Annotated in this window: 9 protein-coding genes; 4 read left to right on the top strand and 5 right to left on the bottom strand. The window is 71.7% G+C overall.

Translation table 11 applies throughout. The features are described from left to right. Positions 1–4: 4 nt before the first annotated feature. Positions 5–763: a sugar isomerase domain-containing protein gene (locus Pen02_RS15880; RefSeq protein ID WP_203866761.1), complete on the bottom strand. Its 759-nt coding sequence runs from the start codon at positions 761–763 to the stop codon at positions 5–7. Further along, entirely contained in the window at positions 760–1,683 is a 924-nt protein-coding gene (locus tag Pen02_RS15875; protein WP_203866841.1) for a MurR/RpiR family transcriptional regulator, read from the bottom strand. Before Pen02_RS15875 ends, Pen02_RS15880 begins: the two co-directional genes overlap by 4 nt. A gap of 99 nt (positions 1,684–1,782) precedes the next feature. On the opposite strand from Pen02_RS15875, the gene Pen02_RS15870 reads away from it, so the two are divergent. Next, positions 1,783–2,817 carry an N-acetylglucosamine kinase gene (locus Pen02_RS15870; RefSeq protein WP_203866760.1) on the top strand — a complete coding sequence of 345 codons (1,035 nt, stop codon included), beginning with the start codon at positions 1,783–1,785 and terminating at the stop codon, positions 2,815–2,817. 58 nt (positions 2,818–2,875) lie between these two features. Here Pen02_RS15870 and Pen02_RS15865 read toward each other — a convergent pair whose 3' ends face one another. The 3 genes from Pen02_RS15865 to Pen02_RS15855 all read right to left on the bottom strand — a co-directional run bounded on the left by Pen02_RS15865 (position 2,876) and on the right by Pen02_RS15855 (position 9,055). Then, positions 2,876–6,205, bottom strand: coding sequence for a ThuA domain-containing protein (locus tag Pen02_RS15865; protein WP_203866759.1), 3,330 nt, complete (start codon positions 6,203–6,205; stop codon positions 2,876–2,878). A gap of 75 nt (positions 6,206–6,280) precedes the next feature. After that, positions 6,281–7,390 (bottom strand): sugar phosphate isomerase/epimerase family protein, encoded by a 1,110-nt coding sequence (locus Pen02_RS15860; protein WP_239140768.1) that lies wholly within the window; start codon positions 7,388–7,390, stop codon positions 6,281–6,283. A gap of 420 nt (positions 7,391–7,810) precedes the next feature. Next, positions 7,811–9,055 carry an alanine racemase gene (locus Pen02_RS15855; protein WP_239140765.1) on the bottom strand — a complete coding sequence of 415 codons (1,245 nt, stop codon included), beginning with the start codon at positions 9,053–9,055 and terminating at the stop codon, positions 7,811–7,813. Between the two features lie 157 nt (positions 9,056–9,212). Between Pen02_RS15855 and Pen02_RS15850 the strand changes: the two genes are divergently transcribed. Genes Pen02_RS15850 through Pen02_RS15840 form a run of 3 tightly spaced genes read left to right on the top strand, consistent with a single transcriptional unit; the run spans position 9,213 to position 13,150 of the window. After that, complete coding sequence (locus Pen02_RS15850; protein WP_203866757.1) at positions 9,213–10,538, top strand: MarR family transcriptional regulator; 1,326 nt, start codon at positions 9,213–9,215, stop codon at positions 10,536–10,538. After that, positions 10,535–11,860, top strand: a complete 1,326-nt coding sequence (locus tag Pen02_RS15845; protein ID WP_203866756.1) for an amidohydrolase/deacetylase family metallohydrolase — start codon at positions 10,535–10,537, stop codon at positions 11,858–11,860. Before Pen02_RS15850 ends, Pen02_RS15845 begins: the two co-directional genes overlap by 4 nt. Before the next feature lie 3 nt (positions 11,861–11,863). Continuing rightward, positions 11,864–13,150, top strand: a complete 1,287-nt coding sequence (locus Pen02_RS15840) for an extracellular solute-binding protein (RefSeq protein ID WP_203866755.1) — start codon at positions 11,864–11,866, stop codon at positions 13,148–13,150. Positions 13,151–13,152: the final 2 nt, after the last annotated feature.

The raw sequence follows: 13,152 nt of genomic DNA, 5'->3' as shown, positions 1-13,152 counted from the left end.
CTCGTCAGGCGGTGCGCCGGATGCGTCCGGCGTACCGCGCCTCTAGCTCGCTGTTCTGTTCCCGGCCGCCCGGGACGTTCGCGGACAGGTAGACCGGTGGCCGGGTACCGGCGTCGAGCAGCCGGGCGACGACCTCGGCGACGACCTGCTGGGCGAGCAACGCACCGGTGATCGAGGAGATGGCCCCGACGGCACCGCCACCGGGCAGGGGCAGGGCGGCGTCGCCGTACGGCGCCCCGTTGTCGAGTACGACGTCGGCGAGGTCGGCGAGCCGCCGCCCCGACGGGTGCCCCGGGGTGACCCGGGTGGTGTGGTCGAGTGAGGTGATCCCGATCAGCGGATGGCCGTGCTCCTTCGCCAGCAGGGCGAATTCGACGATCACCCCGTTGACGCCGGAGTTGGAGGTGAGCACGAATACGTCGTCCGGCTTGACCGGGGCGAGTTCGTAGAGCCGGTGTGCGACCGTCGGGTCCCGTTCCAGCAGCGGGTTTTCGAGGACGGTCCGGTCGGCGCCGCCGTAGAGCACCAGGTCGCGCAGGGCGATCCGGTTGCTGGGTACCAGTCCGCCGGCCCGACCGGCGATCTCCATCGAGAGCGCCTCGGAGTGCCCGCAGCCGAACGCCTGCACCACGCCGCCCCGGTCCAGCGCGGTGGTGATCAGGTCGGCCGCCCGGCGTACGGCGTCGGTCTGGGTGGTGGCGACCCGGTCGATCGCGGCGGTGACGGCGGTGAGGTAGGCGGCGGCGCCGATCTCGGTGGTCATGTTCCCTCCGTGGTCTTGAGCGGCCGGCGGGCCGTCCGGGGCGACTCGTCCGGCACCCGGTGCGCGTCGACGGCCCGGGCGGTCACCTCGAACGCCTCGGTGGTGCGCTGGTAGGTCCGCTGGGCGACGGCGACGTAGATCAGGTCGAGCACCAGCAGTTGGGAGTGCAGCGCGGAGAGCGCGGCCAGCCGGAACGTCGTCTCCTGCACGGCGGTGGTCAGCACCACGTCGGCGACCTCGGCCAGCGGGGAGCGCCGGAACGAGGTGACCGCGACGGTCAGCGCGCCGTGGTCGGCCGCCTCGGCCAGCACCTCGATCACCTCCCGGGTACGCCCGCTGTGTGAGAGCCCGATCGCCACGTCGCCGGGGCCGAGCAGGGCGGCGTTGGTCAGCGCGGTGTGCGGGTCGGCCCGGTGCCAGACCGGGATGCGGATCCGTTCCAGCCGGAACGCCATCTCCCGGGCGGCGTTGCCGGAGCTGCCGAGCCCGAACAGGTCGACGCGCTGGGCCCGCGCGACGGCTCCGGCGACCCGGTCGACGGCGGCCAGGTCGACCTGACCGGCGGTGTCCTGGATCGCCCGGGCGTCGGCGCTGGCCACCACCCCGAGCAGGTGGTCGAGCGGGTCGTCCGGCCCGATCTCCCGGTCGATGTCGGTGTCCCAGCGCGCCTGGGCGGCCCGGCCGATCTCGGTGGCCACCGCCACCCGGAGCTGGGCGTACCCCCGGTAGCCGAAGACGCGGCAGAACCGGGTCACGGTCGCGGTGGAGGTGCCGGCCCGCTCGGCCAGGTCGATGATCGTGGCCCGGGCGGTCTCCTCGGGCGCGATCAGGATCTGCTCGGCGACCCGCTGTAGGGCGACCGGCAGCGTGGCCAGCTCGGTGCGCAGCCGGCCCAGCAGCCCGCTCTCCTCCATCAACATTCCTTTCACGACATCCAGGTGATGAAAAAAGTTATGACCGCAGTGGCTCATGAGTCAATAGGTTTGACATTTTCGATCGGTACCCCGACCATCGGCACCATGGTCGATGCGCTCGTGCTCGGCGCCGACTGCGGCGGCACGGCCACCCGGGTGGTACTGGCCACCGTGGACGGTCGGATCGTGGGGCGCGGCAGGGCGTGCGCCGGCAACCCGGTGGCCGCCGACCCGGCCGAGACCGCCGCCGCGCTCGGCGAGGCCGTCCGGGCCGCGCTGCACGGGCACGATCCGGCCCGGGTGGTCGGCGCCGTGGTCGGGCTGGCCGGCGTCTCCCGGCTCGCCGAGCCGGCAGTGGCCGCCGGGTACGAAGCACAGTGGTCACGGCTCGGGCTGACCTGCCCGATGTCCCCGGTCGGCGACGCGGTGGTGGCGTTCGCGGCTGGCACGGCGGCGCCGCGCGGCACGGTGCTGATCGCCGGCACCGGTGCGGTCGCCGCCGAGGTGCACGACGACACGGTCGGGCGCGTCGCGGACGGCCTCGGCTGGCTGCTCGGCGACGAGGGCTCGGGATTCTGGCTCGGCCTGGCGGCGGCACGGTCGACCGCCCGGGCGCTCTACCGTGGCCCGCCGACCAGTCCACTGACCCGGGCCGTCGCCGCCGAGATCGGCGCGAGCGACCCGGACGCCTTCGTCACCCGGATCTACCGGCGCAGCCGTGAGCGGCTGGCCCGGCTGGCGCCGTTGGTCGGTGCAGCGGCCCGGGACGGGGATCCGGAGGCGGTCGCCATCCTGGACGCCGCCGCCGAGCGGCTCGCCGGGACGCTGCTGTCGCTGCACCCGGTGCCCGGCCCGGTGGTGCTGGCCGGCGGAATCCTCGCCGGGGTACCGGAGATCCGCGACGCCGTGCAGCAACGCCTCACCGCCCGGCTCGGTCGACCCGGCGTGCCGGCCGGCGACCCGGCTGCCGGCGCCGCCTGGGTCGCCGCCCGCCGCTTCCTCGGGTACGCCGACCCGGCGCTGCACGCCCGACTGCTGGCCGAGGCACCCGGTGGCCTGCCGGGTGACGATCCGGGCGCCCAGGTTGCCGGGGCTGCGGGCCGGCCTGCCGGCGATCGGTCCACAGACGAGTGGGCCTGAGAGTCACGATCATGACTCTCAGGCCCACTCGGCAATCGGGCTATCGCGCTGCCCGGGGCTACTTCGGGGTGAACTCCACCCAGTTGAGGTTCACCAGCCCGGTGGTCGGGCCGCCGGTGACCGGCTGGAAGACCAGATAGAGCCGGTGCCCGCCGGCCGGCTGGTCGACCGCCAGGGTCTGGCTGGACCAGTCGTTGTTGCCGGTCGTGGCGTTCAGCGTGGCGGTACCGGCCAGCGGACCGGTCGGCGAGTCGAGCCGCAGTTCGACGGTGGCCCGGGGCGTACCGGCGGTGGCTGCCGAGCCGCCGGAGACCCGGAAGGTCACCGCGCTGGCGTCACCCAGGTTGATCGGGTCGAACGCGATCGAGTCGCCCGCGTCGATCCCGTTGACGTGCTGACCGCCACCGGCGTCGCTGGTGTTGGCGATCGTCACGTTCTGCTTCACCTGGGCGAACTCGGCCTGCTGCCGGGGCACCTGCACGACGACCTGGCTCACCGTGGTCAGCGCCGGCTGGCCGCCACCGCCGAGGTCGGTGTACATGGCGCTGATCCCGCCGTACAGGTAGCCGCCGGCGTGGTCGGCGCCGTCGGCCGGGGACTGGAGCACCCCGGTGCAGCCGGTGGTCGAGCCGTGCTCGTGGCCGTGGGTGTCGTGCCCGAGTACGAAGCTCACGGTGACCCGGGAGCAGTCGATGGTGCCGTCCTCCGGGTCGGTGACCGTCACCGTGTACGGCACCGGGTCACCCCAGTTGAAGAAGGAACCCGGGACCGGGCCGGTCACCGTCACCGTCGGGGCGGTGTTGCCGACCGTGATGGTCCGGGTCAGCACCCCCGTCTTGCCACTGGAGTCGGTCACCGTCAACCGCGCGGTGTACGTCCCGTTCGCGGTGTAGGTGTGCGACGTGCTCGGATCGGCCGAGTCGACCGTACCGTCGCTGGTGAAGTCCCAGGCGTAGGAGATCGACTCGCCCGGGTCCGGGTCGTACGAGCCGACGGCCGAGAAGTTCACCGTCAGCGGGGCCTGCCCGGAGGTGGGGCTGGCGTTCAGCACCGCGACCGGGGACCGCTTGCCCTTGACGTACCGGATCACCGAGAGCTGGGCGTCCGGGTTGGCGGTGAAGAAGCCGTCGCCGTACTCGAGCAGGTAGAGGCTGCCGTCCGGGCCGAACTCCATCTCCATCGGGTTGTCGAAGACGAAGCCGGGCAGCAGTTGCTCGACCCCGGTCAGGTTGCCCCTGCCGTCGGTCCGCATCATGAAGATCTTGTCCCGGGTGAACTCGCCGAAGGCGACGGCGTTGTCGTAGTACTCCGGGAACTTCGTCTCCGAGGTCGACTCCGGGTCGTAGTCGTAGATCGGTCCGCCGTGCGGGCCGACGCCGCCGGTCCCGATCACCGGCCACTTGAAGTCGCAGCTCGTCGGCGGCGTCTCCAGGTACGCCCCGGGGCACGGGGTACGCGCCTCGTAGGTGTACCAGAACTGCGGGTCCTGCACCGGCGGCAGCACCGTCCGGCCGGTGTTCCGGGGCGAGTCGTTCACCGGGGCGCCGCAGTTGAACGGCTGACCGGAGGTACGGGTGGCGAAGTCGAAGTCGACGTACGGCAGGCCCGGCGAGTAGCAGTACGGCCAGCCGTAGTTGCCGGCCTGGTTGGTGGCGAACCACCGGCCGGTCCCCTCCGGCCCGCGGGCCGGGTTCGAGGTGCGGCTGTCCGGCGAGTAGTCGGCGACGTAGACCCGGCCGGAGGCGTCGACGTCGAACCGGAACGGGTTGCGCAGCCCCATCAGGAAGATCTCCGGACGGGTCCGGTTGTCGTGGTCCTGCGCCTCCGGGAAGAGGTTCCCGGCCGGGCTGGTGTACGTGCCGTTCGCCCGTACCTTGATCCGGAGCACCTTGCCGCGCAGGTCGTTGGTGTTGCCGGAGGAGCGCTGGGCGTCGTAGCCCGGGCCCTGGGTCGGCGACTCGTTGATCGGGGTGAAGCCGTCCGAGCCACCGGCGTTGGTGTCGTCACCGGTGATCAGATAGAGGTTGCCCTTGCCGTCGAACTTCACCTTGCCGGCGACGTGGCAGCAGATGCCCCGGTCCACGTCCACCCGCATGATCTGCTGCTCGGTGCTCATGTCCAGGTGCGGGGTCTCGCCGTCGACGAACTTGACCCGGGAGAGCTGGTTGTAGCCCTTGAACTTGTCCCAGACCGTCGGGTCGGCGCTGGTGGCCGGCGCGTCGCCCTCGTTCACGCCCGGGGTGGCCGGGTTGTCGACCGGGGTGGAGAGCGGCGGCGAGTAGTAGAGGTAGACCCACTTGTTGGTGGCGAAGTCGGGGTCGATCGAGATGGTCTGCAACCCGTCCTCGTCGTGGCTGTAGACCGGGATCGTGTTGATCACCGGGCTGGCGCCGCTGGTCGGGTTGTAGAGCCGCACCTGGCCGCCCCGGGTGTTGTGCAGCACCCGCCCGTCCGGAAGTACGGCGAGCGACATCGGTTCGCCCGGCTCGTCGTTGAGGGTGACCTTCTCGTAGTTGCCGATCACCGTCGCGCCGCAGTCGCCCTCGACCACGCCGGCGGCCCACTGGATCCCGCCGAGCAGGTGCCGGGTGAACGGCTTCGACCGGTAGGTCTCGATGGAGTGGCCGAGCCCGGTGTACCAGGAGCGACCGCCCTGGTAGTCCTTGCACCAGGCGACCGGGTGGTCGAAGCCCATCGTGCCGCCCGCGAAGCTGCGCTCGTCGGCGGTGGCCAACACGTGCGACACGCCCCGGACGTTGGCGGAGAAGTTGTACCACTCCTCGGTCAGGGTCAGCGTGCGCGGCACCGTCTCGGTGGACGGGTGCGCCCGGTCGGCGACGTCGATGTTGCCGGGCTCGACCGGGGAGGCGCCGGTGGCCTTCGCGCCGAGCAGGCTCTGGTAGAACGCCCAGTCCGGCTCGGTCTCGGCCGCCGCGTGCACCCCGGCGAAGCCGCCGCCGGCCTTGACGTAGGACTCGAACGCCGCCTCCTGGGTGGCGTTCAGGATGTCGCCGGTGGTGTTGAGGAAGACCACCGCACGGTACTTTCCGAGGTTCTGCTCGGTGAACTGGGCCGCGTCCTGGCTGACGGTGACCCGGAAGCCGTGCTCCTGGCCGAGGTCGCGGATCACCTTGACCCCGTCCGGAATGGACGCCCGCCGCGTGCCCGCCGTCTTGGTGAAGACCAGTACGCCGTAGTCGCGCGGCGCGCGGGCGTCCGAGCGGAGTGCGGCCGGGCCGTTCTCCTCGGCGACCAGCGTCTCGGCGGGTACGCCGCCGGGACCCGGTCCCGGATCCGGTACGGCTGCCGCCGGTGCCTGGACCGTCAGCGGGGCGATCGTCGCGGTCGCCACCAGCACGGTCAGCCAGCGACGTTTGCTTGTCCTCATTGCTCCTCCGTCTGCACGCCGTAGGGGGTTACGGGAAGCGGGCGGGACACGGCGGTCCGTGTCCCGCCCGGAGGGTCACCGGCGGTAGATGGTCAGCTCAGACATGTTGGTGTAGCTGAGCGCGGCGAAGTCGAGCGACTGGCCGGGGTTGGTCGCGCCGCCGGGCGCGGTGTCCTGCTCCCAGTTGGCGTGCCGGAACTCCGGGTCGCCGATGGTCTGGAAGAACTGCTGGAAGTTGATGTCGCCCTCGCCGAGCGGGATCATCTCGTAGCCGTTGGCCAGCGCGCTGTTCCGGTTGCCGTCCTTGGCGTGGAACAGCGGGAACCGCTTGCTCTGCGAGACCACGTTGAGGATCGGGTCGAACAGGTCGGTCTTCTCCCGGCCCCACCGGTCGACGTACTTCTGGTGCTTGAACCGGGCGACGTAGGCCCAGTAGATGTCCAGCTCGAAGAAGACGTACCTGGGGTCGGTCTTCTGGAAGAAGTACTCCAGCCGGCGGGTGCCGGAGGAGCGGGTCGGTCGGCCGTTGGCGTCCAGCGGCCCCGCGTCGAGCAGGAACGAGTACGCGGCGTCGTGGTTGTGCGTGTAGAGCCGCAGTCCCCGCTTGCGGGCCTGTCGGCCCAGCTCGTTCCAGACGTCGGCCGCCGCGTCCCAGTCCGACGTGTACGACGAGTTCGTCGGGTCGCTGCCGGTGCCGATGTTCTTCATGCCGAGGGTTTCGGCGATGTCCATCTGCTGCTCGAAGGTGGCCGGGTTGATCGAGGCGTGGGTGCCGTTGGCGACCAGCCCGTTGTCGTCGAGGATCTTGCGGATCTCCTCCGGGGTGATCTGCCGGCCGAGGATCTGGGTGTTCTGGGTGTAGCCGGCGAACTCCACCTCCTTGTAGCCCAGCTCGGCGATCCGGGCCAGCACCCGCTCGAAGCCGTACGGCACGCCGCTGTCGTCGGGCGCGGCGGAGATGCGGTCCCGGACGCTGTAGAGGATGATGCCCCGGTTGCGTCCGGGGATCAGCGGCTCGGCCCGCAGTTGCCCGTGCGCGACGGCGGGGGCCTCGGTCCGGACCACGTTGGCGCCGACCGCACTGAGCGCTGCCGCCGCGCCTGCCGAGGCGGCGAGGATGCTCCGCCGGGTGAGTCGGCGTCGGGCCGCCGGGTCCATCGGCGATTCACTCTGCGTTGTGCCCATGTCCTGCACCTTTCCGGGCGGCGACGCCTCCGCCACCCATGCTTGTATCGATTCAAGAAGCTTTCGGTGGACAGTTCGGACGGGACCGGTGCCTGCCCACGCCGGGGGAAGTCGAGGTGACGGGCGCGCTCACGTGCCACTCGTGGCGCGCGGGGACGTACGTCGCGGCCGTGGCCGGGCCGGACGTCTTCGTGGGCTCCTGCTCCGGGCGGCCACCCGGGCGGGATATGACGATCAGCGGTCGTCTCTGTTACGAATAGACACACGCTAGAGGCTGCGCCGCGAGAAGAAAAGGGCAGGACGCAGCAACTTTGGTTCTGGCCTACAAAAGTTCGTCGTGCCCTGCGGAAAGTTTCCGTCGATTGTGGTCGAACGGGACGACGGACCAGGCCGGGGCGGCGGTGGCCGGCCTCCTGCGGCTCAGAAGTAGGTGCGCAGCACGTCGACGATGACGTGGTCGTCGTCGACCACCGGCATCGCTCGCCACTTGTCGAAGGCGGTGCACGGATGGGAGATGCCGAAACAGACCAGGTCACCGGGGTGGACCTCGACGCCGGGCGGCACCGCGAGATATCCGTGGTGGTCGTTGAGCCGGTCGACGGACATCCCCTCGACGGCGTGCACCTCGCCGGAGCGACGCCGGACCCGCAGCGGCACCGGCAGGCCCTCGTCGTACGACGCGTCCCGCTTGCCCATGCCGACGATCGCCAGCCCCGGCTCCGGAGTGGAGGTGACCTGCGCCCAGAGTTCCAGGGCGGCGTCCAGCCCACCCTCGCCGGGGATCCGGTGGAACGGGGTGTGCTCGGCGTAGAAACCGTGGTCGTGGGTGACGTAGGCACCGCTGCGCAGCACCACCCGTAGGTCGTGGCCGGCCAGCCAGTCGCCGCCGAGTTCCTCGGCCACCAGGTCGAACCAGGCACTACCACCGGCGCTGACCAGCACCTCGGGGCCGACCAGCCGACGACGGGCCAGCTCGGTCGCCGCCGCGCGGAGCCGCCGCAGGTACGCCGTCACCGCCGCATCGTCCGGCAACCCGCCCTCGTAGCCGGCGACGCCGTCGAGGCGTACCCGGGGGGTCGCGGCGACCGCCTCGGCCACCTCGACCACCTGCTCGACGGTGCGGCAGCCGGCCCGACCGCCGGGGAAGCCGAGTTCGACGAGTACCCGCAACGGCGCTTCGCCGGGCTGGTCGGCGAGGGCGGTGGCGATCGCCTCCACCCCGGCAACCGAGTCCACGAAGAAGTACGCCTCGAAACCCCGGTCGAGTTCGCCGGCCAGCCAGCGCAGCGGGGTCGGATCGAGCAGTTCGTTGGCGAGCAGCACCCGGGGTACGCCGAGGGCGCGGCAGGCGAGCAACTGGCTGGCGGTGGCCATGGTGATCGCCCAGGCACCGGCGGCCAACTGGGCGTCGAGGAGCGACGGCGCCATGGTGGTCTTGCCGTGCGGCGCGAACGAGAACCCGTGCCGGGTGCAGAAGTCGGCCATGGTGGCGACGTTGTGCGCGACGGCGGAGCGCCGGACGGCCAGCACCGGCCAGGTGACGGCACCGCCGAACAGGGAATGCCCGGCGGCGGCGAACACCGCGTCCGGGACCGGCGGGTCGGGCTGCCAGAACCCCTTGGCCCGCCAGTCGAGCGCAGGCTCGTCGAGTTGGTCGTGGCGCACCGGCTGTCCCCCGTGGCAGGTTCGGATGTGGCTCGCTGTTAGCTGCTCAGCCTGCCGGACACGAGCCGTTCTCGTCAACGTCTTGACGAGGAAGGGCAGGAAGAGCCAGGCTAACCGCGCCACCGTTAACGGACCATTTTCGAACCTGGGGAGCCGGATGGTGATCGGTCTCGTCATCCACGCCAGCCATCGCGCCGTCTTCGAGGACGCGGCGCGGACGCTGGCCGGGGTGACGCTGGAGTGGATCGTCTACGAGCACGAGGACGCGGTCCGGGAACTCGTCGACGGCTCGCTCGCCCGGCAACGCGTCGACGGCCTGCTGCTCGGCCCGGTCCCGTACGCGAAGTGCCGTGATCTGCTCCCGGCCGACCTGCCGGTGGCCATCCTGCGCTCGGCCGGGCTGGACCTGTCGCTGGCACTGTTCAAGGCGCTGGCCCGGGGCTGGCGGCCCACCCCGGTGAGCGTCGACACCTACGACAGCCAGACCGTGGACGAGGTGGCCCGGGCCCTGGAACTCGACCCGGCGCAGATCACCTGCCTGCCGTACGACCCGGAGCAGAGCGTGGCCGAGATCGTCGCGTTCCACCGGGCGGCGCTGGCCCGGACCGGCGCCGACTACGTGATCAGCCTGCGTACCGCCGTCGCGGCCGAGCTACGGCAGAGCACTCCGGTGCTCGGCGGGCTGCCCGGACCGGCCACCCTGCGGGCCCAACTGCACGAGCTGGCCCTCCAGGTGCAGTCCAAACAGGCCAGTGCGCTGCGCTTCGCCGCCGGCATCTTCCTGGTCGGCCGGGCCGGTCCGCAGCTCGACCTGGACCGGGCCCGGGTCGGGCTGATGAACCTGCTGCTGAACACGCCAGAGTTCGGCGACGCCTGGATCGACAACCGGGGCCGGCGCGGCGTGGTGGTCTTCGCCCACCAGGCGCTCTTCGAGCAGGCGACCAACAGTTGGGTGTCACTGCCCGCGCTCAACCAGGCGCAGGAGACCCTCGGCATCCGGGTCGCCGCCGGCTTCGGTGTCGGTGCCTCGGCCCGGAGCTGCCTGCACCTGGCCGAGCGGGCCGTCGCGCGGGCCGAGCAGGAGGAGTCGCCGAGCGCGTACCTGGTGGAGGACGGCGGGGTCATCATCGGTCCGATGAGCCCGGCCGGGGCCGCGCTGGCCTTCACCTACCGGGAACACGGTGCCGAACTCGAACGGCTGGCCGGCGAAGTCGGGCTGAGCGCGGCCACGCTGTCCCGGCTCTCGGCCATCGAACGGGCCCTGGAGGGCCGGGCCATCTCCCCCAGCGACCTGGCCCAGCATCTCGGCATCACCGACCCGAGCGGCCGGCGGCTGATCCGCAAGCTGAGCGACTCGGGACTGGTCGAGGTGGAGGGCAGCACACAGGTGCACCGCAAGGGCCGGCCGGCCCGGCTCTACCGGCTGCGGATCGGCTCCGCCGTCGACGGCGGAGCCGCCGTCCCCGCCGAGGCGGCCCGATGAGCGGGCACCGCGCCGAACCCGTCGCCGGACAGCACCCGCCACCGGCCGAGGACCCCGGTCCGGGCCGCTGGGACCTGCTGCTGCGCGGCGGAGACCTGCTCGATCCGGGTACCGGCCGGGCGGGGCGGCACGACGTCGCCGTCCGGGGTGGCCGGATCGCGGCGGTGGCGCCCGAACTGCCCCGGGAACGGGCCGCCGAGGTGGTCGAACTGGCCGGGAAACTGGTCACGCCCGGCCTGGTCGACCTGCACACGCACGTACACCCCGGGGCGACGTACTGGGGTATCGACCCCGATCCGGTGGCCTGGCGCTCCGGCGTGACGACCTGGGTGGACGCGGGCTCGGCCGGGGCGTACGGGTTCCCGGCCTTCGCCGCCGCCTCCGCCCGGTACGCCGTCCGGGTGCCCGCGCTGCTCAACATCTCCGCGGTCGGGCTGGTCGCACCGGTCGGCGAGTCCCGGGAACTCGCCAACTGCGACGTCGGCCTGGCGGTGGCGACCGTACGCGCACACCGGGACCGGATCGTCGGGATCAAGGTACGGATGGACCGGCACAACGTCGGTACGCACGGGCTGGCCCCGTTGCGCCGGGCGGTTGAGGCGGCTCAGGAGTGCGGGCTGCCGGTGATGGTGCACATCGGGGCGGCACCGCCGACGGTGGCACAGATGCTGCCGTTGCTGCGCCCCGGCGACCTGATCACGCACTGCGCCAGCGGAATCGCCGCCGGACCCGACGGCTTCGATCCGGCGGCGAAGGAGGCGTACCAGGCGGGGGTGCGGTTCGACCTCGGGCACGGTTCCGGGGGCTTCGCCTTCGACGTACTGGAGGCGCAGTTGGCGGCCGACATGCCGCCGCACGCGGTCTCCACCGACCTGCACAGCCGGTCGGTGCACGGTCCGGCCTTCGACCTGCCGACGACGATGGCCAAGATGCTGGCGGTCGGGATGGCTCTGCCGCAGGTGGTGGCGGCGGCGACCGTCGGGCCGGCCCGGCTGCTCGGCCTGCCGGACGGGATCGGCACGCTGGCGGTCGGCGCCCCGGCCGACGTCGCGGTCTTCACCCTCGAATCCGGCCGCCACGAACTGGTCGACGTGCACGGGCAGCGCCGGTACGCACCGCTGCGGCTGGTCACCGAGCTGACCTACCGGGCGGGCCGGCTGCTGCCGCCCCGGCTGCCCGAGCCGGTGCCGCCGTGGATCCCGCTCACCGACGCCCAGCGTGCCGGGCTGGCCGACCGGGACCGCGCGGTACGCCGACTTTTCACCCCACCCCTGGTGGGCCCGGACGGGCTCGCCGAACAGTTCCCCCGACACGGAGGTTGACCCATGCGGAAACTCCTGGCACTTCCCGCGCTGCTCGCGCTGGCGCTCGGCGCCGGCGCCTGCGCGCCCTCCACCGACGCGCCCACGGACAGCACCGACAGCCGGACCGGCACCCTGCGGGTCTGGCTCTTCGACGAGGCCAACCGGACCGCCAAGGAGGCGGTGGTCAACGAGGCGATCGCCGAGTTCACCGCGAAGAACTCCGACGTGAAAGTCGACGTCAGCTACCTGGCCACCGACACCCGGGCCGAGAAGTACAAGGGTGCGCTGAACGACCCGGCGAGCGCGCCGGACGTCACCGAGGTCGGCAACACCGACCTGGCCAACTTCGTCGCCTCGAACGGGATGGCCGACGTCACCGAGGACAACAGGAAGTGGGCCGAGGCCGCCGACCTGCCGGCCGACCTGGTCCAGACGGTGACCGTCGGCGACAAGGCGTACGGGGTGCCGTGGTGGATCGGCGTGCGGGCGCTGTACTACCGCACCGACGTCTTCACCGCACTCGGGCTCACCCCGCCGACCTCGTACGCCGAACTGGTCACCGCCGCCAAGAAGATCCGGGCCGAACGCAAGGACATGCTCGGCATCGCCGTCGGCGGGCTCTACACCTTCGGTGCGCTGCCGTTCGTCTGGGACGCCGGTGGCGACATCGCCACGAACTCCGGCGGGAAGTACACCGGTGCGATCGGCTCGCCCGCGTCGAAGGCCGGGATCAAGGCGTACACCGACCTGTTCAGTCCGGAGATCTGCCCGGCGCAGCAGTGCGTCGACCTGACCGGCGGCGGCACCGTCGAGGCGTTCGCGGCCGGCCGGGCCGGGATGGGAATCCTCGGCAACTTCAACCGCTCGGCGGTGGAGGCCGGTGCGGTGAAGGGCAAGTACGCCGTGGTCCCGCTGCCCGGTGCCAAGCCCGGCTCGATCGCGCCCGCCTTCGCCGGCGGCAGCAGCCTCGGGGTGTTCCGGTCCACCACGCACCGCAGCCTGGCGGTCGAGTTCATGCAACTGCTGGCCAGCAAGAAGTACACCCTGAAGCTGTACGACGCGATGGGCTTCGTGCCGGCGATGAAGTCCGGCCGGGCCGAGGTGATCGCCAAGGAGCCGTTCCTGAAGCCGTTCGTCGACACGATGGAGGCGGGCACCAAGTTCGTCCCGGTCGACAAGGCGTGGACCACCATCGACGCCGAGAAGATCCTGCCGACCATGCTGCAAAAGGTGATCACCGGTAAGGCGACCGTCGACGCGGCGGCGGCCGAGGCGAACACCCAGATCACCGCGGCGTTCGGGAAGTAGTC

This window comes from Plantactinospora endophytica (genome assembly GCF_016862915.1).
Taxonomy (GTDB): domain Bacteria; phylum Actinomycetota; class Actinomycetes; order Mycobacteriales; family Micromonosporaceae; genus Plantactinospora; species Plantactinospora endophytica.
Note: the sequence above shows the minus strand (reverse complement) of the source record. Positions and strands in the feature narration are given on the sequence as shown.

Excerpts from the sequence above, each read along its gene's own strand:
- Pen02_RS15880 (WP_203866761.1), bottom strand. The coding sequence starts at position 763 with ATGACCACCGAGATCGGCGCCGCCGCCTACCTCACCGCCGTCACCGCC.
- Pen02_RS15860 (WP_239140768.1), bottom strand. The coding sequence starts at position 7,390 with ATGGGCACAACGCAGAGTGAATCGCCGATGGACCCGGCGGCCCGACGC.
- Pen02_RS15875 (WP_203866841.1), bottom strand. The coding sequence starts at position 1,683 with ATGTTGATGGAGGAGAGCGGGCTGCTGGGCCGGCTGCGCACCGAGCTG.
- Pen02_RS15845 (WP_203866756.1), top strand. The coding sequence starts at position 10,535 with ATGAGCGGGCACCGCGCCGAACCCGTCGCCGGACAGCACCCGCCACCG.
- Pen02_RS15870 (WP_203866760.1), top strand. The coding sequence starts at position 1,783 with ATGGTCGATGCGCTCGTGCTCGGCGCCGACTGCGGCGGCACGGCCACC.
- Pen02_RS15840 (WP_203866755.1), top strand. The coding sequence starts at position 11,864 with ATGCGGAAACTCCTGGCACTTCCCGCGCTGCTCGCGCTGGCGCTCGGC.
- Pen02_RS15865 (WP_203866759.1), bottom strand. The coding sequence starts at position 6,205 with ATGAGGACAAGCAAACGTCGCTGGCTGACCGTGCTGGTGGCGACCGCG.
- Pen02_RS15850 (WP_203866757.1), top strand. The coding sequence starts at position 9,213 with ATGGTGATCGGTCTCGTCATCCACGCCAGCCATCGCGCCGTCTTCGAG.